The following is a 22,477-nucleotide window of genomic DNA, read 5'->3' as shown; positions in this document are numbered from 1 at the left end:
ACCGACGTCCGTAGCTTTACCGGAGGACCTGCCCGTGCAGATCGCAGTCGTCGGGCTGGGGAAGATCGGCCTTCCGCTGGCCGCCCAGTTCGCCTCGAAGGGCCACCGTGTGGTCGGGGTGGACATTGCCCCGGATGTCGTGCGGTTGGTGAACGAGGGTCTCGAGCCGTTCCCCGGGGAGGCCGGTCTTGCGGCGGCACTCGCCGAGCTGGTTCCGACCGGGGCTCTGCGCGCCACTATCGACTACGCCGACGCCATCCCGGACTCGGACGCGATCGTGCTGGTCGTTCCGCTCTTCGTAGACGACGAGGCACGCCCGGACTTCCGCTCGCTGGACGCGGCGACCGAGGAACTGGCCGGGCATCTCACCCCGGGAACACTCGTCTCGTACGAGACGACGCTCCCGGTCGGGACGACTCGCGACCGGTGGAAGCCCATGCTGGAGAAGGGTTCCGGGCTGGCCGAAGGAGTCGACTTCCATGTCGTCTTCTCGCCGGAGCGGGTACTGACCGGACGAGTATTCGTGGACCTGCGCAAGTATCCGAAGCTGATCGGGGGGTTGTCGGAGGTGGGCGCGCAGCGCGCGGCCGATTTCTACGCCGACGTCCTCGACTTCGACGAGCGCACCGATCTCCCGCGGCCGAACGGGGTGTGGGACCTCGGCTCGGCGGAGGCGAGCGAGCTGGCGAAGCTGGCGGAGACCACCTACCGGGATGTGAACATCGGGCTGGCGAACCAGTTCGCGCGGTTCGCCGGGACAGCCGGAATCGACGTGTACCGGGTGATCGAAGCCGCCAACTCCCAGCCGTACAGCCACATCCACCAGCCCGGCATCGCCGTCGGCGGGCACTGCATCCCGGTCTACCCGCGGCTCTACCTCTGGAACGACCCGGACGCGACAGTCGTACGCGCCGCTCGCGAGGCGAACGCGTCGATGCCCGAATACACCGTCGGGCTGCTGGAAGGGGCCTTCGGCGACTTGGCCGGCGCACGGATCGGAGTTCTCGGTGCGGCTTACCGGGGCGGGGTCAAGGAGACCGCGTTCTCCGGGGTGTTCCCGACGGTCGCCGCCCTCCGGGAGCGCGGTGCGATCCCGCGGGTCCACGACCCGCTGTACTCCGACGCAGAACTGGCTGCCCTCGGATTCGAGCCCTACCACCTCGGTGAGCCGCTGGATGCCGCCGTGATCCAAGCTGATCATCGCGAGTATGCGGAGCTCGGCCCGGAGCGGTTGCCCGGGCTGCGGGTCCTCGTTGACGGGCGCCGGAGCAGCTCCGCGGACCGCTGGCCCGGCGTCACCTATCGGGTGATCGGCCGTGCCTGAGTCGTTCGTCGCGCCCGGCGCGGACGTGGCCGGCTCGGCCCGCCTCGGTGTGGGGGTCAAGGTCTGGCACCTCGCCCAGGTCCGGGAGCGCGCCGACCTGGGTGCGAACACGATCGTCGGTCGCGGTGCCTACGTCGGGATCGGCGTACGCGTCGGGGAGAATTCGAAGATCCAGAACCATGCGCTCGTGTACGAGCCGGCCGAGCTCGGCGCCGGCGTCTTCATCGGGCCGGCCGTGGTGCTCACCAACGACACCTTCCCGCGTGCGATCAACCCGGACGGGACGCTGAAGAGTGGCTCCGACTGGGACGCCGTCGGGGTCACGATCGGTGAGGGCGCATCGATCGGTGCCCGGGCGGTGTGTGTCGCCCCGGTCACGATCGGTCCCTGGGCGACGGTGGCAGCCGGTGCCGTCGTGACCCGCGACGTTCCCGCGCACGCACTCGTGGTCGGTGTGCCGGCCCGCCGGATCGGTTGGGTCGGGCGGGCGGGGATTCCGCTGGTGGAGGAGGACGGGCACTGGTACTGCCCGTCCTCCGGAACGGTCTACACCGAGGACGGTGGCTCGCTCCGCGAAGCCGGCTGAGCCCGGTCGCCGAGCAGCTCGGCAACGGCCTCGCGGGTCACGGCCGAGTCCTCGGCGGAGTTCAGGACGGCTGCGGCGCGGTGGGCATTCTGCTTGTACTCCGTCACCTGCGCGGGAGTGAGCGCGGCGAGGGTCTCGCGCATCGCAGCGGCCGAGTGGCCCGAGGCGATCGCGCCGAACCCGTATCCGGTGATCAATCGGTCGGTCTCCGGCGCGGAGTTGAACACGACCGCCAGTCGCGCCTGCACGAAATCGAAGATCTTGTTCGGCAGCATCAGGCGGTGGTTCGGAGTGAGTGGCGGCAGGCTGAACACGCCGACGTCATAGGCGTGAAGGGTCGGCACGAGCTCGTGAGGTCGTACCGGATCGTGCAGCGTGATGCGGCCGTCGCCGCCGATCAGCTCGCGCAGTTTGCCCAGATACCTGCCGCCGTCCCTGCTCGGGACGAGGTAGAGATCGAGCGAGAACTCAGGGCCGAGACCGCGGACCGCATCGATCAGTGCCTCCAGGTTGCGGCCCGGGACCGCGCCTCCGCTGTGCACGAGGCGGATGCGATCGTCCCCCACTGGGCCCGGTTCGAGATTGCGTGTGGGCCCTGCATTGCGGACGACGCGGCACGATACGCCGAACCGCTCCCGGTAGAGCTCACCGATGGAACTGTTCACCACCGTCACAGCCGCCATGCGCGGGAGGTACTTGGCGCACTGGTGGAACATGAACGGCCGGACCAGGAGCCGCCATGAGGTCACGTGCGCCCGCTCTTCCGGCGCCCATTCGTGCAGGTCTGCGAGGACCGGCGCACCGTCGGCCACGCGATGGGCGAGTGCCATCGCCCTGGCTTCGTTCGCCACGACGAGGTCGAAGTGACGACCGGTGAGCAAAGACAGCGCCGCCTGCACCGCCGGTCCCTCGAACTCGACCCGATCGAACCGGCGGGCTGCGAGCAGCACGACCCCGAACGGAGTCTGCGGCAGCGACGGGAGAGACGGGTCGATCGGCAGATGCTCGACGGCGGCGTCCGGATGTTCGCCGTACCCGACTGTCGTGACGTCGCCGAGTTCGGCGAGGACGTCGAGTTGGCGCAGCACCCGGGAATCGGCGGCGATGTCGGAGAACGAGAGGCAGAGGATTCGCCGCCGGGGCGCGCCGTCGAGCATGGCGACGGAGTCTAGAGACCCGGCGGAGCGTGCCCGACCGAGCGGGTCTCTACGATCGCGCGCATGTCCGCGCCGTCTGTGTTGCACGTGAACGACGCCGCGTTCACGGCCGCACGGATGACCACCGAGGCGCATCGCCGCGGCCTGGAGTGGGACTTGCTGCCGAAGGCCGCACCCGCCCAGCAGTGGCCGGGCGTGTCCGGGCGGCTCCGCCGAGCGATGATCGGCGGGCGATGGGTCGCGCGGCTCGCCGTGAAGGCCTGGCGGCACGACATCGTGCATGTCCACTCGGCGTCGACCGTGGCGCACTCCCGGCTCGGAGCGCCCCGGTACGTCGTGCACTGTCACGGCACCGATGTCCGCACGGCCCAGTACGACCCTCGCCGCGGTCCGGCCGTCGTGCGTGCGCTCGAGCGGGCTGAAGCGGTGCTCTACTCGACGCCGGACCTCGCCGAGCACGTCCTGCAGCACCGCCCGGACGCTGTCTACCTCCCGGTCCCGATCGACGTGGACGCCGTTCCCGGGTGGTATCCGGCCCCCGGTCGCCCTCGCATCGTCTTCGCGTCGCGGTGGAGCAGGGACAAGGGTGTGGAGGTCCAGCTCGCCGTAGCGCGGGACCTCGCCGCCCGGATGGGTGACCGTGTCGACCTGGTCGGTCTCGACTGGGGGTCGTGCACCGCCGATGCCGCAGCGTCCGGCGTCCGGCTGGTACCGCGCACCGGACATTCCGACTACCTCGGTCTCCTGGCCGGTGCATCGGTGGTCGTCGGGCAGTCCGCCGGGATACTCGCGGCCAGTGAACTCGAGGCGCTCGCGGCGGGGGCTCCCGTTGTCGTCCCTGTCCCGCTGCCGCTCTACGAGAACCCGCCTGTGCTCGCGGTGGCCGCCTCCGATGCTGCCGACGCCGTGGCGGCGGTCCTCGACGGCGACCATGGGCACGATCCGGTCGGTGTCCGACGATGGACCAGGGACACACACGGAGTCGTGCAGGCGGTGGACTCGGTGCAGGAAGTCCATCGGAGAGTCCTGGCGGCTCGCGGATGAACGGAGTCCGTCCGCTGCTGAGTCGCATGTTCACCCCGGTCCGGCTGGACGACCCCACGCCGACCTCGCTGAGTCGTGGTGGGGCGCTTGCGATCACTGGTCTCGCGGCGCAGGGCATCCTGCGGTTCGCCACCTCTCTGCTGGTCGGGCGGATCGCCGGTCAGGCCGAGCTGGGCGTCGTGGCCTCGGCGATCGCGGCGGCCACGATCCTGGCGCTGCTCTGGCCGACCTCGACCGGGAGTGCCGCGTCGAAGTTCCTCGCCCGGGCACGTGGGGCGGGATCGATCGAGGAAGCACGGGCGACGGCTGCGCATCTGCGCCGCCGGATGCTCGCGACGGTTCTCCTTCTCGCCGCGGCGGCGATCCCGGTCTGGGTGTATCTCGACGGCGGCAGTCTGACCGGCGCACTCGCCGTTGCCCTTCTCACCATCGGCTACTCCGGTTACAGCTTCACCCGGGGCGTCCAGTTCGGCACCGGCCAGACCACCCGCGCCACCGGGTGGGACGTCCTCTGTGTCGTCCTCGGACTCGTCGTGCTGACGCTGCTGCTCCTGAGCGGCGTGCGCGGCGTCGCGCTCGTCCTTCCGCTCGCGCTGGCATACGGCGTCTATGCACTGGCGGGCTGGCCGTTCGGCGGTGGCGGACGCCCGGAGCCGACGCACCGCCGTGAGCTGGACGGCTTCGTCGCGCTCGGTGCGGTTGGCTCACTCGCGAGCGCCGGCTTCCTGCAGCTATCCCAGATCGTCGCGCGCCTAGTGTCGGGGGATGCCGGCGCGGGCGAGTACGCCGCTGCGCTTGCGCTCGCGACACCCGCATCGATGCTCGCTGTGTCTCTCACCCTGGTACTCCTCCCGGCGCTCTCCGAAACGCTGGGCCGATCCGATGAGAAGGCGTTCCGGACCCGCACCGACCACGCCACCCGGACGCTGGCGGTCGTGGTCGTCATGATCTTCGGGGCGGTCGCGCTGTGCAGCCGGTTGTTGATCCGGGTCATCTGGGGCGCCGACTACGCCGGTGCTGCACCGATTCTCGCGATCCTCGCCGTCGCCGTCCTTTGCACCAACCTCGGCGTCGTCGCGGTGAACGCCCTGACGGCCCGTTCGCAGCGCGGTATGGCGATCAATGTCGCGGCGAGTTTGACTGGCATGGGCTTCGGGACGGTCGTGTGGCTGGTCGCGGCGCCGAAACTGGGTGGTGTCGGCGTGGCACTCGGCTACCTGGCCGGGACGTTCGTCATCGCGGCGATCCCGGTCGTCGTCGTCTGGCGGGCGGGACGGCACCGCTGGGCCGGGCTATACGCCAAGCTTGCCGGAGGCATCCTCCTGCTGGTCGCGTTGTACGCGACACAGTCGCGGCTGGTACTGCCGATCTGGCTCGACCCGGCGGTCGCTGTGGTGTTCGCCGTGGTGTGGGTGGCACTCAACCGGGCCGATGCCGCCCGGCTTCCCCGACCGTGGCGTTCCCGTCGGAACTGACCGACCAGGGTGGGCTCACACCCGTCGATAGAGGTACAGCGACGAGACGATCGCCATGTCTTCCGGCGGATCGGCTCGCTGCTCCAGCACCCAGTCCGAGCGGTTGGCCGAGATCCAGGGCGTGAAGGGCCGGTGGCGCTCGTGCGGACCCTGCGGAATGTCGGATGTGTCGCTACTGCAGATCACCACGTAGCGCTCGGCGCTGTCGAACAGCCGGGCGAGATAGTCCTCGAACATCCCGTCGTCCACCAGGTGGAAGAGCACCTCCATCGACAGCGCCAGGTCGGCGCACAGCCAGCCCGCCGCGTCGGAGGTACTGCTCGGGTCGTAGGCCAGGAAACTCTTGGTCGGGTCGTCGCCGTAGCGGCGGATGCACATCCGGACCGCCTCGGCGGAGAGATCGAGGCCCAGATAGCGGGGGTAGTGGGCCAGGGACAGCTGGTTCCCGTCGCCACAGCCGAGATCGACGACCGAACGGACGCCCAGTGCGTCGACCCATCCGTTGACGATGCTCGCCTTCCACTCCGCCTGGGGTCCGTAGGAGCCCGCACCCGAGGTGCCACCGGCCTCGTAGCGACGGTCCCAGTAGGCCTCGGTACCGGGAAACCGCAACCGGCGGCGTAGTTCGTTCGCGGGGCGGGAGGAGCTCATGGCATTGACGACATTTCGGACGCGCATCATCGCGACCGTATCGCGTGCGTACCTGCATCCGTTGGTCCGATGGGAGCCGAACGGATGCATCTGTCCGTGTCGGTGTCGGGTCGCCGGAGTCTGTCGGACGCGGCGGGCTAGGGTCGATCGCACGCAAAGTCGGGTAGCAAGGACGCCGAGTGAGCAAAGAGTTCATACCGGTGGCGCGGCCACTCATCGGAAGCGCCGAACGAGGTGCGGTCGACGCTGTGCTCCGGTCGGGGATGCTGGCCCAGGGCCGGGAAGTTGCCTCTTTCGAACAGGAGTTCGGCCGGGACCTGCTCGACGGACGTGCCGCGGTCGCCGTCAACTCCGGGACCTCGGCCCTGCACCTGGGCCTGCTCGCCGCCGGTGTCGGACCCGGTGACGAGGTCGTCGTCCCGTCCTTCACCTTCGCCGCGACCGCCAACGCAGTCGCGCTCACCGGTGCCACCCCGGTATTCGCAGACATCCGACGCGAGGCCTACGGCATCGACCCTGCGCACGTGGCGACGCTGATCGGCGAGCGCACCCGCGGGATCATGCCGGTCCACCTCTACGGGCACCCGGCCGACATGGCCGGGCTCGGGTGGCTCGCCGAACAACACGGTCTGGACCTCTACGAGGATGCGGCCCAAGCCCACGGGGCGAGCCTGCACGGACAGCTCGTCGGGACTTTCGGGCGGTTCGCCGCGTTCAGTCTCTACCCGACCAAGAACATGACCTCCGGTGAAGGTGGCATGGTCGCCACCGGCGACGCCGAGCTCGCCCGGACCGTGCAGCTGCTGCGTAACCAAGGCATGGCGACGCAGTACGCGAACGAGATCGTCGGGTTCAACGCGCGGATGACTGACGTGCACGCGGCGATCGGTCGCGTCCAGCTGGCGGATCTGCCCGAGCGGACCGAGGCCCGGCGGGCGAACGCGCAGTTCTTCGACACGAACCTGACCGGGGTCGGACTGCCCGCCGTCGCCGACGGCGTCGTGCACGTCTACCACCAGTACACGATCACGATTCCAGAGGGTCGGGACGGATTCGCCGCTGCGCTGCGCGAGGAGTACGCGATCGGAGCAGGCGTCTACTACCCGACCCCGGTGCACCGTCTGCCGGCCTTCTCGCGGGACGCGGAGTTGCCGAACACGGAGTGGGCGAAGGACCGGGTGCTGTCGCTCCCGGTACATCCGGCGCTGGACGACGAGGACCGGGAGCGGATCGTCAACGCGGTCAACGCCCTGGCCGGAGCGGGGGCCTGATGGGCAATCTGCGTGTGGGGATCATCGGGCTCGGCATGATGGGCCGGCACCATGCCCGTGTCGTCCGTGAAACGAGTGGTGTCGAGCTCGTAGCTGTTGCTGACCCCTTCGGCGACGTGCACGGCGTTGCCGGTCCTCTGACCGCATTGGAGAACGTCGACCAGCTCATTGCCACCGGCATCGACATGGCGGTCTGTGCCGTACCGACGGCACAGCACGAGGATGTCGGGATCGCGCTCGCCGAGGCGGGCGTGCACACGCTCATCGAGAAGCCGATCGCGCACAGCGCCGAGGCGGGCGAGCGACTGCTCGAGGCGTTCACCTCGCGTGGCCTGGTCGGTGCGGTCGGCCACGTCGAGCGGTACAACCCGGCGCTCCAGTCGCTTCGCGCCCGCTTGGCGAACGGAGACCTCGGTGAGGTCTACCAGGTCGCGACCCGGCGGCAGGGGCCGTTCCCCTCCCGGATCGCCGACGTCGGGGTCGTGAAGGACCTCGCCACCCACGACATCGACCTCACGATGTGGCTCGCCCGGTCGCCGTACGCCGAGCTCGACGCTCAGATCACCACCCGCTCCGGCCGGGAGCACGAGGACATGATCGCTGCGACCGGCCGGTTGGCGAACGGAGTGATCACCAACCACCTGGTCAACTGGCTGTCGCCGATGAAGGAGCGCGTGACCGTGGTGACCGGCGAGAAGGGAGCATTCGTGGCTGACACGCTCACGGCCGACCTCACCTTCCACGGCAACGGTGTCGTCGATACCCAGTGGGATTCGGTCGCCAACTTCCGCGGGGTCAGCGAGGGCGACGTCACCCGGTTCGCCATTCCGAAGCCCGAGCCGCTCCGCACCGAGCACGAGAGTTTCCGCGATGCGGTGCTCGGCGCCGGTTCCGGGATCGTCACACTCGCCGAGGGACTGGAGACACTGCGGACCGCAGAGTGGCTGATCGTCTCCGGAACACCCACCCACCCGGAGGTACCTGCATGAAGGTCGTGCTGGCGTCGCGGTTGTTCGCACCCGAGGTCGCCGCAGCCGCCTTCCGGCTGCGTGCCCTCACCATGGCGTTGGCCGAGGCCGGCCATGGAGTAACCGTCCTGACGACGCGCGCTCCGGCGGATTCCGGGCCGGAACCGGAGACCGGTGCCCGAGTGCGGCGCTGGCCCGTCCTACGCGACCGTAACGGGACCGTGCGGGGCTACGTGCAGTACGCCAGCTTCGACATCCCTCTCGCGTTGCGTCTGCTCGCGCAGCCGGCCGACATGGTGGTCTGCGAGCCGCCGCCGAGTACCGGCGTGGTGGCCGCGGTGGTCTGTGGTTTGCGGCGGATTCCGCTCTACTACTACGCCGCGGACGTCTGGAGTGACGCGCTGGTGGCGTCCGGTGCGCCCCGTCCGGTGATCGCGGTGATGCGCATGCTGGAGCGGATCGTGCTCCGGCGGGCCAGTGGCGTGCTCGCGGTATCCGATGGGGTCGCCGAGCGGGTTGTGGCGCTGGGCGCCGCACCCGATCGCGTCGAGGTCGTGTCGAACGGTATCGACACCGAAGTCTTCGCACCGTCTGTCGGCGACCAGAGTGCACCTGACCCGGTCCTCGTCTACACCGGGACGATGTCGGAGTGGCAGGGCGCGGACGTGTTCATCCGCGCGCTCCCGGAGGTCCGTCGCCGCTGCCCGGGAGCACGGATCGTTTTTCTCGGCCAGGGGTCGGCAGAGAGCGAGCTGCGTGAGCTGGCCGAGCGGCTGGTGCCCGGCGCCGTCGAGTTCGGCGGGGTCGTCCCGCCGGCCGAGGCCGCACGCACACTGAGGTCCGCCCGCGGCGCACTGGTGAGCATCGTGCCCGGTCGGGGGTACGACTTCGCCCGGCCGACGAAGATCTACGCGGCCACGGGGTGCGGTACACCGGTCCTCTTCGCCGGGGCTGGTGACGGCGCTGCCCTGGTCCGGAACAATGAGCTCGGGCTCGTCTCCGGCCATGACCCGGCCGAGGTCGCCGACCGGATGGTGGAGCTGCTGTCGCGCACGGCGTTCGACTCGGCGCGGCTCGTCTCCTGGACGGAGGAGCACGCTTCTCTCCGGTCCACGGGTCGCCGCGCGGCGCGTTGGATCACCGGCGTACGAGATGAGCGCAGCGCCGAAGAGCCACGCAACTCACGCCGCGCGGCCTGACTCCAGCGCGTCGATCGCGGCCTCCGCGGCTCGCCCCGTGCCGTACGGGGTGGCGTCGGTCGCCGCCGGAACCGGACGTCCGACAATTCCGGCCAGGCGCTCGAAACCGTCGTTGACCAGCGTGTTCCATCCCAGCTCGACGGTCTCGACCCATTCGGTCTCCGGTCGGAGCGTCGTGCAGGGCACCCGGAGCAGGAAGGCCTCCTTCTGCAGCCCGCCCGAGTCCGTGATCACGCCGCGGCTGTGCGCGACCGCGTTCACCAGCTGCGGGTAGCCCAGCGGCTCGGACACCGTGACTGATCCGGTGCTGAGCTCGATCCCGTGTCGAGCGGCCAGGGTGCGCAGCCGCGGGTGCGCGAGAAGCACCACTGGGCCATCGATCTTGGAGAGCCCGTCGAGGATCGCGCGCAATCGCTCGGGGTCGTCGGTGTTGTCGGGCCGGTGCACGGTCGCCACGTGGTACTCGCCGGTCGCCAGGTCCGGCAGGGGCAGCGGCTGGTTCGTGACGGCCTCGCGCACTCGTAGCAGCACGTCGGTCATCACATCGCCCACCAGGACCGTCCGCTCCGCGAGGCCCTCCCGGGTCAGGTGGCCGACGGCCGTTTCGGTAGGCGCGAGCAGGAGATCAGCGGCGTGGTCGGTCAACACCCGGTTCTGCTCCTCCGGCATCCGCCGGTTGAACGACCGAAGGCCGGCCTCCAGGTGCGCGACCGGGACGTGCAGCTTCACGGCAGCGAGGGTGCCGGCGAGGGTGGAGTTCGTGTCACCGTAGACCAGCACCCAGTCCGGCCGGGTATCGAGGACGACCTTCTCCAGGCCTTCCAGCATCGCCGCGGTCTGCGTGCCGTGGCTGCCTGAGCCGACACCGAGGTTCACGTCCGGCGCAGGGATGCCGAGGTCGGTGAAGAACGCGTCGCTCATGTTGACGTCGTAGTGCTGGCCGGTGTGCGCGATCAGGTGTTCCAACCGGCCCTCGGCCGCGGCGGCCACGGGGGCAAGCTTCACGAACTGCGGTCGGGCACCGACAATGCTCAGCACGCGCATCGCGGGGAGCATACGGACGGTGGCGATACTCGATCGAGGCCCCCGTCAGGGAGCTTTCTCGTGCTCCCGGGACGGCTGCGTGCCGTTCGGCGACACCGGTGTCTCGACATCGATGGTGTCCGCCTGCCGGTTCTGAACGCGCAGCAATTCGGTGAGCTCCTCCTCGCGGCGGGCCAGCTCGGCGTCCCGGATCGCGATCTGGCGGGCCAGGTTCGTCAGGTGCTGGCTGATCTCGCGATCCCGCAGGTAGCTGTTCAGCATGCCGAAGACGAACGCGACGACCAGCAGGTAGACGACGAGGTCGGTGCCGCGGCCGACGCCGAGGAGCCGGGCCAGCGTGGTCACGTCCTCGGGGCGCAGCACCGCGTAGATGTTGACGACGACGAACAGACCGAACGCGAGCCGCTTGCTCGCCCGGATGCCGACGTTCTGCCCACTGCGCACGAAGTAGGCCAGTGCGGCGAGCGCCGCGAACACAAGGACGATCTGCACGATCACGGCGTCACCTCTGTCGGACGGAGAGGTCGAACAGGATGTTCACCCCGTTGAACAACGACTGGCCCTTGGACCGGGAGTACTCGGTATAGCGGATCGTCACCGGAACCTCGGTGATCCGCCACGGCGACCGGGCCAGCGATGCCACGATCTCCGAGGCGTGCGCCATCCCGTTCATCGAGATCCGCAGCTCCTCGACGACCGGGCGGGACAGCGCCCGCAGGCCGTTGTGGGCGTCGGTCAGCTTCAGCTTCCGGCTCGACGGGGACAGCGCCGCGACGGTCCGCAGGACGAGCCGCTTCAGCGGCGGGACCGGTTCGGTGGAGTCCAGGAACCGGGAGCCCAGTACGACGTCGGCCTCCCCGCTGCGGATGATCTCGACCATCCGGGCGGCGTCGGCGATGTCGTGCTGGCCGTCGGCGTCGAAGGTGACGACCCGCTCGGCGCCCTGCCGCAGGGCGTAGTCGATCCCCGTCTGCAGCGACGCGCCCTGGCCGAGGTTGATCGGGTGCTTCACGAGGTGCGCCGGGGTGCCGGCGATCCGCTCGGCGGAGGCGTCCCGGCTGCCGTCGTCGATGCACACCACGTTCGGGAAGCGGGTGCGGATCTCGGTCACGACCTCCGCGATGACGGTCTCCTCGTTGTACACGGGGACCACCACCCAGGTGCCGTTGTCGGCGACCACGTCCACTCCCTCGCCACTGCAGGACGGCGGGTGCTCCCGTCCGCCCCACGCAGGCTATCGCTCGCACTCCGCGCTGCTCGCGACGGTAGGGCACGATCCGGACCAACAGGACATTCCGTACGGTACAGCCGTGGACGCGAGGACTCTGCTCGAGCTGATGCTGGCCGATCTGGACAGCGCGCCGGAACTGTACCGGCCGACCGACTTCTGGCAGACCGGGCTGGAGAAGGTGGTTGCCGACCTGCGCGGCCGCGGGTTCACCGAGTTCCGGCGCCACCCGTCGGCGCGGTACTTCTACGCCCCGCAGTACGCCCCGGTCTCGCGCCCCGCGGCGGCACTGTCGGCGGCGTTCGGCGCGGCAGGCGCGTCCGGGACGCTGATCCGCGAGCGGATCGACCAGGTCCCGATGGCGCGGGCGCACCACGGAACCGTCACGGCGCTGGACCCGGCCGATCGGGCGCCGTTCCTGACCGGGTTCTCGGAGTCGGCCGCAGGCGCCCCCGCCGAGCAGCTGGTGTTCGACGGCCGCCGGTTCAGCCGGTCCTCGCTCAACTACCTGCGCGGTCTGGTGATGCTCAAGCGTGCGGTACCCGATCTCGACGTCTCGACCGTCCTGGAGATCGGTGGCGGGTTCGGCACCCTCGGCGAGATCCTCCTCGGCCGCAACGAGGGCCTGCGCTACATCGACGTCGACATCCCGCCGGTCGCCGCCGTCGTCACCCACTACCTCCGTGAGGTGCTCGGCGAGAGCCGGGTGCTCGACTACGCGGCCACCCGTACGCAGGAGAAGATCGCGATCGACGAGATCGACCGGCCGGCGACGGTGCTCTGCTCCTGGCAGCTGCCCAAGCTCACCGGCACCGTCGACCTGTTCGCGAACTTCATCTCGTTCCAGGAGATGGAGCCCGAGGTCGTCGAGAACTACGCGAACCTGGTCACCGACCTCGGCGCCCGCTGGCTGCTGCTGCGCAACTCGCCGACCGGCAAGCCGGGCGTGCGGGAGCCGATGCTGCGCCGCCACTATCTGGAGATGTTCGACCGCTTCGAGCTGGTCGACTCCGACGCCGGGTTGTACGGCCAGGATGCGGAGGGCACGGTGTCCGAGGTGATGGTCCTGGCGCGGCGCTCGTAGGCTGGCGCCATGCGCATCCCGGACGCGATCGAGATCGATGGCCACCGCATCGGACCCGGCGAGCGGCCGTTCGTCATCGCCGAGGTCTCCGGCAACCACAACGGCTCCCTGGACCGGGCGCTGGAGATCGTCGACGCGATCGCAGGCACGGGCGCGCAGGCGGTGAAGTTCCAGACCTACCGGGCCGACACGATCACCATCGACGCCGACGGCCCCGCCTTCCGGATCCGCGACGACCACGGGCTGTGGGGCGGGCGGAACCTCTACCAGCTCTACGAGCAGGCGCACACCCCGTGGGAGTGGCACGAGCCGCTGTTCGCCCGGGCCCGGTCGCTGGGGCTCGTCCCGTTCTCCAGCCCGTTCGACCCGACGGCGGTCGACCTGCTCGAGTCGCTCGACGCGCCCGCCTACAAGGTCGCCTCCGCCGAGCTCGTCGACCTGCCGCTGATCCGGCGGATGGCCGCCACCGGCAAGCCGCTGGTCATGTCGACCGGGATGGCGACGCTCGCCGAGATCGACGCCGCCGTGGCCGCGGCCCGTGAGGGCGGGGCGAGCGAGATCGTGCTGCTCGCCTGCACCGCGTCGTACCCGGCCGACCCGGTGGACGCGAACCTGCAGACGATCCCGGCGCTGCGCGAGGCCTTCGGAGTCCCGGTCGGGCTGTCCGACCACACCCCGGGCATCGGTGTCCCGGTCGCCGCGGTCGCGCTCGGCGCGGTCGCGATCGAGAAGCACGTGACCCTGCAGCGGGCGGACGGCGGCGTCGACTCCGACTTCTCGCTGGAGCCGCACGAGCTGGCCGCGCTGTGCACCGAGACCGACGTGGCCCGGCGCGCGCTCGGCCCGGCCCGCTTCGGGCCGCGGGAGTCCGAGCGCGACACCCTCGCGCTGCGCCGCTCGCTCTACGTCGTGACCGACGTCGCCGCGGGGGAGAAGGTCACCGAGCAGAACGTCCGCTCGATCCGGCCGGCCGGTGGACTGCCGACCGACACGATCACGACGGTGCTGGGCCGCACGTTCACCCGCGACGTCGCCCGCGGCACGCCGCTGACCTGGGACCTGGTCTGATCAGCCTTCCGTGAGGAAGGCCCTGATCAACGCGTTCACCTCGTCCGGGGACTCCCGGTTCGACCAGTGCCCACGCCCGGGCAGCACCTCCAGGCGGGCGCCGGGGACCAGCGCCGCCGCCGCTGCCGTGCGCGCGAGCGGGACACCGGCGTCCCGGTCGCCCTGGACGAACAGCGCCGGGCAGCGGATCTGTGACAGCTGCGGGCGCAGATCGAGCCGCATCCGGCGGAACCCGATCGAGTCGTTCTGCCAGTCGGAGCTGCTCGCGTTGCCGGCCCGCGCCTCGGCCAGGATCAGATCGACGATCTCGTCGAAGTCGGCGATGCGGGCGACGTCCGATCCGAACAGTGCTCGCCGGGCGAACGCGGCCACCGTGGCCCGGTTCCGGAACACCAGGTTCGGCAGCGTCCGCGAGAGCAGCGGGACCTTCGCCATCAGCCACAGCAGCTGGTGCACCCCGGGCGGGAACGTGAGCGTCCCGGCCGGGGCGAGCGCGACCAGCCGTTCCACCCGTTCCGGGTGCTCGATCGCGTAGGCCAGGCTCAGTGCCCCGCCCTGGGACAGCCCGACGAGTGCGGCCCTCTCGACGCCGAGGTCGTCCAGGACGTCGGTGATCGTCCGGAGCAGGACCTCGTGCGTGGCCCGGCCGTTCCACGGGCGGCTGCGCCCCTGCTTGGGCCAGTCCGGCGCGATCACCCGGTGGTCGCGGGCGAGATCCGGGATCAGGTGCCGCCAGCTGAGCAGGGCGTTGTCCAGGCCGGCGCCGGAGAGCAGCAGGACCGGTGGGCCGGCGTCCCCGGCGGTGTGGACGTGCAGGCGCCCCTCCGGCCGCTCGATCACGTGATGACCGGCGTCGTCACCTCCCGGCATCGACCACGAAGTCCTGGTCGAGCCCGAGCAGCACCCGGTCAGCGGTCAGCAGCCGCAGACCGGAGACCCGGGCCTGGGCGATGATCAGCCGATCGAAGGGGTCGTGCCGTACCAGCTCCGGGAACGCGCGCAGGCCGTGCGCGTGGGCTGCGGTGATGTCGAGGATCGCGAACCCCTGATCGTCGAGGACGCCCGGGAGATCGGCGGGCAGCTCCACCTTGCCCAGCATGTCCTTGATCGTGAGCTCCCAGATCGTCGCGACGGAGACGTGGACGGCCGACGACGAGGTCACGAGCCGCCGTGCGCCCGGGCCCAGCCGAGTGCTCCCGGACAGGACCCAGAGCAGGGCCTGGCTATCGAGCAGGAGCATCGTCGTCGTCCCGGGCGCCGTAGAACATGCGCTGGATGTCGGGGTCGGGATCGTCGAAGTCGGCGTCGTCGTAGCGAATCCGATCGGACAACCCCCCGATCCGCACGCTGCTGCGCTGGTGCGGCACCAGGTCGGCGATAGGGCGGCCGGCCCTGGAGATGGTGATCCGCTCGCCGGCCGCCACCCGTTCCAGTAGCCGCGACAGGTGGGTCTTCGCCTCGTGGATGTTGAACTCCGCGGACATCGATCCTCCTCGCAACGGACTAAGTCCAGTCTAGTCCGCGTCATCCATCCTGCGCCGGCTCGGACCGGAGCGGTCGTCGTCGCCCCAGCCGCGGGCGGCCAGCGCCTCACCGAGGGCGTCGGCGTGTCGCAGTGTGCGGACCATGAACGGCACCGCGAACGCGGTCACCGACCCGCCTGCGCCGCGCGCCTTCGCCGCGGCGCGGACCTGCCCCGCGATGCCGGACAACGTCCCCACCGACTGGATCGTCAGCCCGACGAGAAGGCCGACGCGTTCGGGATGGATCCCGAACCGGCGGAAGGGTCCGAGTCCGCGCTGCACCGCGCTGACCAGGTCGTCCACCCGCGTCGTCAGGGTGAACAGGGTGGCCGAACCGATCGCCGCCACCAATCGCAGCGCGATCACCAGTGCCCGCTCCGGGCCCAGCAGCCACCACTGCACGACGCCGATCAGCACCATCAGCAGTCCCAGCGTGCGCAGCAGCGGCCACACCCGCCGCCACGGCACCCGGGCGACGACGAACCCGAGCGCCACCAGCCCGCACGCGCCGCCGAGCACCCGGGGATCGGCGGTCGCCACGGTGCCGGCGGCGAACACGAGCACCACCAGCAGCGACGGCCCGGCGGGGAGCCGGTGCAGCGGGCTCGTGCCGGGCTCGTAGAGGCCGAGCGGGGTCACCGGGCGCCGACCGTCATGAGCAGAGCTTCCGGTAGTGGGCGACGGCCGGTTCCGGCTCGTCGTCGGCGACCACCCGCCCGCCGTCCAGGACGACGACGCGGTCGAACCCGTCGAGCAGGTCCAGGTCGTGGGTGGCGAGCAGGACCTGCTGGCGCAACCCGGCCAGCCGCTCGGCGAACGCCTTCTTGTTGCGCAGGTCGAGCAGGGTGGTGGGCTCGTCGCAGACCAGGACGTCCGGGTCGAGGACCAGTACCGCGCACAGCGCGAGCAGCTGCTTCTGGCCGCCGGAGAGCTGGTGCGCGGGGTGCTCGACGTGGTCGCCGAGCCCGAACGCGGCGAGGGTCTCGGCCGCGATCCGGGCCCGCTCGTGCCGGTCCCGCACGGTGCGGCGCAACGAGAACGCGACGTCCTCGCCCGCGGTCGGCATGACGATCTGCGAGTCGGGGTCGCTGAAGACGAACCCGACCCGGCGGCGGACCGCGGACCCCTGCCGCGCGGGGTCGCGGCCGTCCACCCGGACAGTGCCCTCGGTCGGTGCGACGAGGCCGTTGACGGTCCGGGCCAGGGTGGACTTGCCCGAGCCGTTGGCCCCGATCAGCGCGATCCGGCGTTCGGGCAGGGTGAGGTTCACCCCGTCGAGGACGACGCGGTCGCCGTAGCGGTGCCCGACGGACTCGAACTCGATCATCGAATGACCCTCCAGCGGGTGGCGACGCCGAGGCCGCCGCCCGACGACAGCGCGGCCAGGCCGGTCGTCCCGCGCCCCTGCACGACGAGCCGGTGGAACAGCCGGACGACCAGTACCGCCCCGGACGCGCCCCACGGGTGTCCGAGGGCGATCGCGCCGCCGTCCGGGCCGGCCCGGTCCTCGTCGATCCCGGCCGCGTCGAGGCAGGCGAGCACCTGCCCGGCGAACGCTTCGGTGAACTCGACGGCGTCCGGGGTGGCCACCGGCATCGGGGGCCCTTGGACCGCGGCGATCGCGGGGACCGCACCCAGCCCGAGCAGCTCCGGGGCGCAGGCGCGCGTGGCGGCAGCCTCCAGGGCGAGCCCGGGTACGCCGAGCTCCCGGCGGCGGGCCTCGGACACCAGCAACACGGCGGCGGCCCCGTCGTTGACGCCGCACGAGTTGGCGGCGGTGTGGGTCCCGTCCGGGGTGAAGGCCGGCCGGAAGCGGGCGAGGCGCTCGGGGGTGAACCGGTCGCGTGGCCGCTCGTCGCGGGTCACGCCGGCGACCTCGACGATCTCGGCGTCGAACCGGCCGGCCCGCTGCGCGGCGACGGCGCGGGCGTGGCTGCGTGCGGCGAACGCGTCGTGGCGTTCCCGGGTGATGCCGGCCTGCGCGGCGACCGCGTCGGCGGCCAGGCCCATGTCCGGGTCGGGACACCCGGCCGGGGCGAACGGTGCGCGGGTGTAGACGGTGCCGTCCGGCCGGGTCCGGTCCGGGGCGGTGGACGGCGACTCGACACCCCCGGCGAGGTAGCCGGTGCCGTCCCCGGCGCGGATCGCCGTCGCCGCGGTGACGATCGCGGCGAGCCCGCTCGCGCACTGGCGGTCCAGGGTCAGTCCGGGGACGGTGTCGCCGAGCCCGGCCGCCAGCGCGGCGACCCGGGCGGGGTTGCCGCCGGGGCCGAAGACGTTGCCGAGCAGCACGTCACTGATGCCGGTGTCGATCTCCCGGGCGAGGACGGCGAGCACCGGCGCGGCGAGGGCGTCGACCGTGTGGTCGCGCAGTGCACCGCCGGCGGTACCGATCGGGGTGCGGTACGCGGCGATCACGACCGGGGTCTGGTCAGTGATCATGTGCTGCTCCGCCCGGGGCATCGGTGGCCGGCGGCCGGACTCGGGTGTCGTCGAACGGGGCGGCGTCGAGTGTGCCGTCGCGCAGCCCGTCGGCGACGGCGGCGCGGGCGGGTTTGCCGGAACCGAGCCGGGGGAGCGCACCGGTGACCAGCCAACGTCGCGGCCGCTTCGCCGGTGACAGCGCGTTCCGGGCGGCGGCCCGCAGGTCCCGCCGGGACACCGTGGCTCCTCGACGCGGCTCGACGACGGCCGTTACCAGCATCCCCAGCGACGGGTGCGGGCTGCCGCCGACGACGACGCCGGCGACCCCGGGGACCGCGTGCAGCACCTGCTCCACCTCCTCGGCGGCGACCAGCGCTCCACCGGAGGAGATCGTCGCCGAGCTGCGGCCCAGCACGGTCAGCGACCCGTCGTCGCCGAGCTCGGCCCGGTCCCCGACGGTGGAGGCGCCGGGCGCGGCCGGTTCCAGGACACCGTCGCGCATCCGGCCCAGGGCGGCCTGCGGGCTGTCCACCCACAGCACGCCGTCGTGCAGCTCCAAATGCACGCCGCCGACCGGGTGCAACCGGCCGCCCGGTGTTTCGACGTCGCTCCGCCGGAGCGCGATCAGGGAGTGCTCCGCCGAGCCGTAGTACTCGAGGAGCACGGTGTCCGGCAGCAGCCGGGCACAGCGCTCGCGCTCCGCCGCGGTGACGTGCGCGCCGCCGCACACGATCACCCGGGGCGCGGGGTGCCCGGGGTGGTGCTCACGGTCGTCGAGCAGCGCGGACAGCAGCGGGGGTACCAGGTGCACCGTGCCGGCGGTGCGGGCGTCGACGGGGTCGAAGCGGTCGGTGGTGGTGAGGCCGAGACCGTGGTGCAGGGCGTGCAGCGCGCCGAACAGGTACAGCGTCGACGACGGCGGCCCCGGCACGAGGACGGGTCCGGGCAGCGGGCCGAGGGCGTCGAACCCGAGCCACCAGGAACGCCGGGTGCGGGCGAGGACCGTCGGGGCGCCGGTACTGCCGGAGGTGGTCGGGAGGAGGAACGCGGCGCGGGCCGACGTCGATTCGGTCCCGGGCAGTTCAGGAGCGGTCGTGCCTGGTCCGCGGCCGGGGACGGCGGTGACGGGGTGGCCGGCGGAGTCGACCCGGACGACCAGCCGGGGCGCGGCGTCGGCGAGCACGGCGTACCGTTCCCGCCCCGACCAGCTCGGGTCGGCCACCAGCGATGCGGCACCGATCCGGTCGGCGGCGAGCAGATACGGGAGAACGTCCCAGCGGGAGCGGGCCGGTGCATCCAGCACGACCCGATCCGTGGCCCGGGCCCCGCTCGCGCGGAGGCGTTCCTCCGCGACGATGACCTCGGCGCCCGGCGCCCGGGGCAGCCGGAGGGCGGAGACGATCGGCGCATCGTCGGTGGGACCCGGCCCGGCGAGCACCGAGCCGCCGCACGCCACCTCGACGGGCTCCGGGCCGTGCGGAGGTGCCGTCCGGGAGCGCGCCCCCCTCACCGGCCCCGGGACCCGGACGCAGGTGCGGGAAGCAGGTCGGGCAGCGCACGGTGCACGAGACCCGCGATCACTGCGGCCAGCACCACCTTGACCACGTCGCCGGGGACGAACACCAGTGACTGCACCAGGCCGGCACCGAGGTCCCCGACGTACGCCCCGAGCACCGGGATGCCGATCAGGTAGTCCGCGAGCAGCCCGGCGAAGCATGCGAGGAGCAGGATCGGCAGCGTCCGCTTGCGGGCCCGTTGCACGATCAGACCGGTGACCAGCGCGGACAGCAGCCAGCCGAACACGAAACCGGCGCTCGGCCCGACGAACGGTGCCAGCCCGCCGCGCCCACCGGACAGCAGCGGGAGCCCGATCGCCGTCAGCCCCAGTAGCAGCGCCACCGACGCGGTGCCCAGTTTCCAGCCGAGGATCGCCCCGGCCAGGATCGGCCCGACGTTCTGGACGACGATCGGGACGCCCGCGACACCCCCGATCCCGGGGAACAGACCGAGCACGGCGATGAAGGCGGCGAACACCACGACTCGCGCCAGGGAGGCGGCGGGCAGCGTGGAGCGGGATCCGGACACGCGCGAAGGTTAGGTCACCGTGGCGTGCCAGACGCACCACCTGCGGGTGGCATCACCATGCCGGATGGCCGGCCCTCCTTCGCGAGACCGTGTTCCGTCACCACGGACGGTCGCGGGTTCGACTTGAGCAGCAGAGTATGACGATCCTATGCTGAGAGTATGAATGCTGAGCGGGTCACGGTCAGCCTGCCGCCGGAGTTGCTCCACGATGCCCGGGAAGCAGTCGAGGCAGGCCAGGCCGCGAGCTTGTCCGCCTTCGTCGCCGGCGCGCTGCAGAGCCGGCTCGACCGGGTACGCGGACTCGCCGAGCTGGAGCGCGTCATGGGTCGCCGGCCACCCCGGGACGCTCTTGACGCCGTACGACATGACCTCGGGCTGGCGCCGAGACCTGCATCGGCGTGATCGGGGGCCGGATCCTCGACGCCGCCGCACTGGTCGCCTTCGCTTCCCGCGCCTCGGTCTATGCGGAGGCCCTGGTGTGGACCGCGGTGGAGGAGGGACTCGTCCTCGTCGTGCCCTCCAGCGCTGTCGCCGCGGCGTGGACGCAGCTGGAGGAGAAGGACCACCTCGTGCTCGACGTGTTGCTGCAGCTGCCGGTGACGGTTGTCGACGATCTCACCGCAGCCCGGGCAAGGGCTGTCGGAACGTGGGGTGGCGACCCACTCGACGCGCACGCGTTGCTCTGTGCCTCCGACCGCGGATGGCCGCTGGTGACCGGCGATGCCGCGCGCTACAGCGTCGAGGTCGCCAGAGGCGTCGAGCTCGAGTCACTTCGGTAGCGGCGCAGTACTCACAGTGTCCGGCGCAGCGTGCGGAAGCCCTCGTCGTCCGGCCCGGTGTCGTCGTCGGCGTAGCCGGCGCGGGCGAAGAGCCGGGCCGACGCCGCGTTGTCGGCGTGTACGACGGCGGTCACCGGGGTCCTGGCGCCGGTCCGGGCTCGCAGCGCCTCCTCGCCGGCCCGCAGCAGCGGCACCGCGAGCCCGCTGCCGCGCCGCTGCGGCGAGACGGTGATCGAGACCTCCCAGCCGCTGCACTCGTGGTCCCAGCGGACGGTGCCGACGGGGCCCGCGGCGTCGGAGACGACGATGAGCAGGCGGTCGTCGCGGTCGAGGGAGCCGGCGAGCCAGCGGCGGTGGGCGTCGAGGTCGATCTCGGCGGTCGAGCGGGACCAGCGCCGGGTCTCCGGGTCATTGCGCCAGGTCAGGAGCATCTCGGCGTCGTCGAGGACCGCCGGGCGGGCGTGCAGGGCCGCCTCCCGGAGCAACCCCACGGCGCTCGTGATCGCGGCCACGATGCGGTTCGCGCCCTCACCGTCGACCACCGTCCGGGCCCGCGCGGCGAGTGCGTCCCGGCGTGCCGGGTCGGTGAGCAGCGCGCGCAGCACCGCGGCCGCGGGTTCCGGCGGAGCGAGGTCGTCGACACCGCCCAGTCCGGCCGCGGCACCGGCGGCGACGACCGTCCGATACCCCTCGGCCTGGTTGTCCGCGGCCCGGACCAGTGCCATCGGGACCCCGACGCAGCACAGTTCCCACACGGTGGTCCCGGCGGCGCTGACCACCAGGTCGGCCCCGACCATCGCGGCCGGGAGATCGGGGAGCGGCGCGATCGCCCGGAACCGTGCCGGGCCGCCGGCGGGCAGCGGCACGTCCCGACCGGCCGGGACGACGACGTCCACCTCGGCCGGGGCGCCGGCCGCGTCCAGCGCGGCGACGACGAGGGGCAGCAGGCCGGCGGCGTCGGTGCCGCCCATGACGACCAGGACCCGGGGCGGGCCGGAGTCACCGGGGGCGTCCCGTCCGGCGTCCGGCGGGGCAGGGGGGAGCGAGCCGCCGGAATCGCGGATCGACCGGAGCCTGCGGGCCCGCCGGGCCGCCGTGCGCAGCGGGGCGTAGCCGGGGCCGCGGAGCAGGACCGCCGAGCCGTCGTCGGGGCGTGGGTGGTCCGCCGCGCCGAGGTTGGGGTCGATCACCAGGTTCCCGGGGCGTCGGCCGGTCGCGAAGTCCTCGACCGTGGACAGCACGACGCCGGCCGCGTTCAGCGCGGGGCGCAGGTCGTCGCCGAGCAGGTAGTGGTCGACGTGTACCGCGTCGATCCGGTGTTCGCGGCACAGCGCCACGAGGGTCTCCGCCGAGGCGGCCGGGGGGAGCAGCGTGCCCGGCGGCCCTGCCTCGGCGGCCGGGTCCCGGTCGACCAGACCGGCCCAGAGCCAGTCCAGGCCGTCGAGCCGTCCGGACCAGAACACCTCGTGACCGGCCGAGCGCGCCGCCTCGGCGACGGCGGCGCACCGGACGGCGTGCCCGACCCCGGTCGACGGACCGGCGTCGCAGCGCAGCAGTAACCGCACCC

The 22,477-nt window shown here is 71.8% G+C and carries 25 protein-coding genes; 11 read left to right on the top strand and 14 right to left on the bottom strand.

From position 1 onward, the window contains the following. Positions 1-34: 34 nt before the first annotated feature. Together JOF36_RS01940 and JOF36_RS01935 are read left to right on the top strand one after the other, a co-directional pair. Positions 35-1,324: a nucleotide sugar dehydrogenase gene (locus JOF36_RS01940; RefSeq protein WP_210024721.1), complete on the top strand. Its 1,290-nt coding sequence runs from the start codon at positions 35-37 to the stop codon at positions 1,322-1,324. Next, the gene (locus tag JOF36_RS01935; RefSeq protein WP_210024720.1) at positions 1,317-1,910 is read left to right on the top strand and encodes an acyltransferase; all 594 of its coding nucleotides are present in this window, start codon (positions 1,317-1,319) and stop codon (positions 1,908-1,910) included. Before JOF36_RS01940 ends, JOF36_RS01935 begins: the two co-directional genes overlap by 8 nt. Here JOF36_RS01935 and JOF36_RS01930 read toward each other — a convergent pair. Continuing rightward, positions 1,871-3,067, bottom strand: a complete 1,197-nt coding sequence (locus tag JOF36_RS01930; RefSeq protein WP_245350617.1) for a glycosyltransferase family protein — start codon at positions 3,065-3,067, stop codon at positions 1,871-1,873. The two genes, JOF36_RS01935 and JOF36_RS01930, sit on opposite strands and share 40 nt — an antisense overlap. Before the next feature lie 63 nt (positions 3,068-3,130). Between JOF36_RS01930 and JOF36_RS01925 the strand changes: the two genes are divergently transcribed. Together JOF36_RS01925 and JOF36_RS01920 are read left to right on the top strand one after the other, a co-directional pair. After that, complete coding sequence (locus tag JOF36_RS01925; protein ID WP_210024719.1) at positions 3,131-4,111, top strand: glycosyltransferase; 981 nt, start codon at positions 3,131-3,133, stop codon at positions 4,109-4,111. Positions 4,112-4,137: 26 nt separating this feature from the next. Beyond that, positions 4,138-5,586 carry a lipopolysaccharide biosynthesis protein gene (locus JOF36_RS01920; RefSeq protein ID WP_210024718.1) on the top strand — a complete coding sequence of 483 codons (1,449 nt, stop codon included), beginning with the start codon at positions 4,138-4,140 and terminating at the stop codon, positions 5,584-5,586. 15 nt (positions 5,587-5,601) lie between these two features. Here the strand turns inward: JOF36_RS01920 and JOF36_RS01915 are convergent, their stop codons facing one another. Then, a complete protein-coding gene (locus JOF36_RS01915) occupies positions 5,602-6,237 on the bottom strand; it encodes a class I SAM-dependent methyltransferase (protein WP_210024717.1) in 636 nt (211 codons plus the stop codon). 179 nt (positions 6,238-6,416) lie between these two features. Here JOF36_RS01915 and JOF36_RS01910 point away from each other — a divergent pair, with 179 nt between their 5' ends. The 3 genes from JOF36_RS01910 to JOF36_RS01900 are packed head-to-tail and all read left to right on the top strand — an operon-like array spanning position 6,417 to position 9,675. Further along, a complete protein-coding gene (locus JOF36_RS01910; RefSeq protein WP_210024716.1) occupies positions 6,417-7,508 on the top strand; it encodes a DegT/DnrJ/EryC1/StrS family aminotransferase in 1,092 nt (363 codons plus the stop codon). Then, the gene (locus JOF36_RS01905) at positions 7,508-8,497 is read left to right on the top strand and encodes a Gfo/Idh/MocA family protein (protein WP_210024715.1); all 990 of its coding nucleotides are present in this window, start codon (positions 7,508-7,510) and stop codon (positions 8,495-8,497) included. Before JOF36_RS01910 ends, JOF36_RS01905 begins: the two co-directional genes overlap by 1 nt. Next, entirely contained in the window at positions 8,494-9,675 is a 1,182-nt protein-coding gene (locus JOF36_RS01900; RefSeq protein WP_210024714.1) for a glycosyltransferase family 4 protein, read from the top strand. Before JOF36_RS01905 ends, JOF36_RS01900 begins: the two co-directional genes overlap by 4 nt. Here the strand turns inward: JOF36_RS01900 and wecB are convergent. The 3 genes from wecB to JOF36_RS01885 are packed head-to-tail and all read right to left on the bottom strand — an operon-like array spanning position 9,658 to position 11,899. Then, on the bottom strand, positions 9,658-10,719 hold the full coding sequence (wecB, locus tag JOF36_RS01895; protein ID WP_210024713.1) for a non-hydrolyzing UDP-N-acetylglucosamine 2-epimerase: 1,062 nt from the start codon (positions 10,717-10,719) through the stop codon (positions 9,658-9,660). The two genes, JOF36_RS01900 and wecB, sit on opposite strands and share 18 nt — an antisense overlap. A 45-nt stretch (positions 10,720-10,764) precedes the next feature. Continuing rightward, complete coding sequence (locus JOF36_RS01890) at positions 10,765-11,217, bottom strand: DUF2304 domain-containing protein (RefSeq protein ID WP_210024712.1); 453 nt, start codon at positions 11,215-11,217, stop codon at positions 10,765-10,767. A gap of 4 nt (positions 11,218-11,221) precedes the next feature. Further along, entirely contained in the window at positions 11,222-11,899 is a 678-nt protein-coding gene (locus JOF36_RS01885; RefSeq protein ID WP_307862168.1) for a glycosyltransferase family 2 protein, read from the bottom strand. Positions 11,900-12,029: 130 nt separating this feature from the next. On the opposite strand from JOF36_RS01885, the gene JOF36_RS01880 reads away from it, so the two are divergent. Further along, a complete protein-coding gene (locus JOF36_RS01880) occupies positions 12,030-13,031 on the top strand; it encodes a putative sugar O-methyltransferase (RefSeq protein WP_210024710.1) in 1,002 nt (333 codons plus the stop codon). Between the two features lie 9 nt (positions 13,032-13,040). Continuing rightward, the gene (pseI, locus tag JOF36_RS01875) at positions 13,041-14,099 is read left to right on the top strand and encodes a pseudaminic acid synthase (RefSeq protein WP_210024709.1); all 1,059 of its coding nucleotides are present in this window, start codon (positions 13,041-13,043) and stop codon (positions 14,097-14,099) included. Here pseI and JOF36_RS01870 read toward each other — a convergent pair whose 3' ends face one another. From JOF36_RS01870 to JOF36_RS01835, 8 genes are read right to left on the bottom strand one after another with little or no spacing between them, the layout of a single operon-like run. Then, positions 14,100-14,969, bottom strand: a complete 870-nt coding sequence (locus JOF36_RS01870) for an alpha/beta fold hydrolase (RefSeq protein WP_210024708.1) — start codon at positions 14,967-14,969, stop codon at positions 14,100-14,102. It abuts the gene before it with no gap. Continuing rightward, positions 14,956-15,339: a type II toxin-antitoxin system VapC family toxin gene (locus tag JOF36_RS01865; protein WP_210024707.1), complete on the bottom strand. Its 384-nt coding sequence runs from the start codon at positions 15,337-15,339 to the stop codon at positions 14,956-14,958. The genes JOF36_RS01870 and JOF36_RS01865 overlap by 14 nt, the downstream gene beginning before the upstream one ends. Further along, positions 15,323-15,583 (bottom strand): type II toxin-antitoxin system Phd/YefM family antitoxin, encoded by a 261-nt coding sequence (locus JOF36_RS01860; RefSeq protein ID WP_210024706.1) that lies wholly within the window; start codon positions 15,581-15,583, stop codon positions 15,323-15,325. Before JOF36_RS01860 ends, JOF36_RS01865 begins: the two co-directional genes overlap by 17 nt. 30 nt (positions 15,584-15,613) lie before the next feature. Beyond that, the gene (locus JOF36_RS01855; RefSeq protein WP_210024705.1) at positions 15,614-16,261 is read right to left on the bottom strand and encodes an energy-coupling factor transporter transmembrane component T family protein; all 648 of its coding nucleotides are present in this window, start codon (positions 16,259-16,261) and stop codon (positions 15,614-15,616) included. Positions 16,262-16,274: 13 nt separating this feature from the next. Further along, positions 16,275-16,949 (bottom strand): energy-coupling factor ABC transporter ATP-binding protein, encoded by a 675-nt coding sequence (locus tag JOF36_RS01850; RefSeq protein ID WP_210024704.1) that lies wholly within the window; start codon positions 16,947-16,949, stop codon positions 16,275-16,277. Beyond that, positions 16,946-18,064: a thiolase family protein gene (locus JOF36_RS01845; RefSeq protein WP_210024703.1), complete on the bottom strand. Its 1,119-nt coding sequence runs from the start codon at positions 18,062-18,064 to the stop codon at positions 16,946-16,948. Before JOF36_RS01845 ends, JOF36_RS01850 begins: the two co-directional genes overlap by 4 nt. Continuing rightward, positions 18,054-19,556 (bottom strand): AMP-binding protein, encoded by a 1,503-nt coding sequence (locus tag JOF36_RS01840; protein WP_307862167.1) that lies wholly within the window; start codon positions 19,554-19,556, stop codon positions 18,054-18,056. Before JOF36_RS01840 ends, JOF36_RS01845 begins: the two co-directional genes overlap by 11 nt. Next, positions 19,553-20,131 (bottom strand): biotin transporter BioY, encoded by a 579-nt coding sequence (locus JOF36_RS01835; protein ID WP_210024702.1) that lies wholly within the window; start codon positions 20,129-20,131, stop codon positions 19,553-19,555. Before JOF36_RS01835 ends, JOF36_RS01840 begins: the two co-directional genes overlap by 4 nt. Positions 20,132-20,290: 159 nt before the next feature. Here JOF36_RS01835 and JOF36_RS01830 point away from each other — a divergent pair, with 159 nt between their 5' ends. After that, complete coding sequence (locus tag JOF36_RS01830; RefSeq protein ID WP_210024701.1) at positions 20,291-20,533, top strand: ribbon-helix-helix domain-containing protein; 243 nt, start codon at positions 20,291-20,293, stop codon at positions 20,531-20,533. Beyond that, positions 20,530-20,910 carry a hypothetical protein gene (locus JOF36_RS01825; RefSeq protein WP_210024700.1) on the top strand — a complete coding sequence of 127 codons (381 nt, stop codon included), beginning with the start codon at positions 20,530-20,532 and terminating at the stop codon, positions 20,908-20,910. Before JOF36_RS01830 ends, JOF36_RS01825 begins: the two co-directional genes overlap by 4 nt. An 11-nt stretch (positions 20,911-20,921) precedes the next feature. Here JOF36_RS01825 and JOF36_RS38485 read toward each other — a convergent pair whose 3' ends face one another. Further along, entirely contained in the window at positions 20,922-22,475 is a 1,554-nt protein-coding gene (locus JOF36_RS38485) for a GNAT family N-acetyltransferase (RefSeq protein ID WP_307862166.1), read from the bottom strand. Between the last annotated feature and the right edge of the window lie 2 nt (positions 22,476-22,477).

It is taken from the genome of Pseudonocardia parietis, from assembly GCF_017876315.1.
GTDB classification, from domain to species: domain Bacteria; phylum Actinomycetota; class Actinomycetes; order Mycobacteriales; family Pseudonocardiaceae; genus Pseudonocardia; species Pseudonocardia parietis.
The sequence above is the reverse complement of the archived record's forward strand: the minus strand, read 5'-3'. Positions and strand labels throughout refer to the sequence as shown.

Excerpts from the sequence above, each read along its gene's own strand:
- pseI (WP_210024709.1), top strand. The coding sequence starts at position 13,041 with ATGCGCATCCCGGACGCGATCGAGATCGATGGCCACCGCATCGGACCC.
- JOF36_RS01920 (WP_210024718.1), top strand. The coding sequence starts at position 4,138 with ATGTTCACCCCGGTCCGGCTGGACGACCCCACGCCGACCTCGCTGAGT.
- JOF36_RS01870 (WP_210024708.1), bottom strand. The coding sequence starts at position 14,969 with ATGCCGGGAGGTGACGACGCCGGTCATCACGTGATCGAGCGGCCGGAG.
- JOF36_RS01925 (WP_210024719.1), top strand. The coding sequence starts at position 3,131 with ATGTCCGCGCCGTCTGTGTTGCACGTGAACGACGCCGCGTTCACGGCC.
- JOF36_RS01915 (WP_210024717.1), bottom strand. The coding sequence starts at position 6,237 with ATGAGCTCCTCCCGCCCCGCGAACGAACTACGCCGCCGGTTGCGGTTT.
- JOF36_RS01860 (WP_210024706.1), bottom strand. The coding sequence starts at position 15,583 with ATGTCCGCGGAGTTCAACATCCACGAGGCGAAGACCCACCTGTCGCGG.
- JOF36_RS01850 (WP_210024704.1), bottom strand. The coding sequence starts at position 16,949 with ATGATCGAGTTCGAGTCCGTCGGGCACCGCTACGGCGACCGCGTCGTC.
- JOF36_RS01900 (WP_210024714.1), top strand. The coding sequence starts at position 8,494 with ATGAAGGTCGTGCTGGCGTCGCGGTTGTTCGCACCCGAGGTCGCCGCA.
- JOF36_RS01830 (WP_210024701.1), top strand. The coding sequence starts at position 20,291 with ATGAATGCTGAGCGGGTCACGGTCAGCCTGCCGCCGGAGTTGCTCCAC.
- wecB (WP_210024713.1), bottom strand. The coding sequence starts at position 10,719 with ATGCGCGTGCTGAGCATTGTCGGTGCCCGACCGCAGTTCGTGAAGCTT.
- JOF36_RS01865 (WP_210024707.1), bottom strand. The coding sequence starts at position 15,339 with ATGCTCCTGCTCGATAGCCAGGCCCTGCTCTGGGTCCTGTCCGGGAGC.
- JOF36_RS01905 (WP_210024715.1), top strand. The coding sequence starts at position 7,508 with ATGGGCAATCTGCGTGTGGGGATCATCGGGCTCGGCATGATGGGCCGG.
- JOF36_RS01845 (WP_210024703.1), bottom strand. The coding sequence starts at position 18,064 with ATGATCACTGACCAGACCCCGGTCGTGATCGCCGCGTACCGCACCCCG.
- JOF36_RS01930 (WP_245350617.1), bottom strand. The coding sequence starts at position 3,067 with ATGCTCGACGGCGCGCCCCGGCGGCGAATCCTCTGCCTCTCGTTCTCC.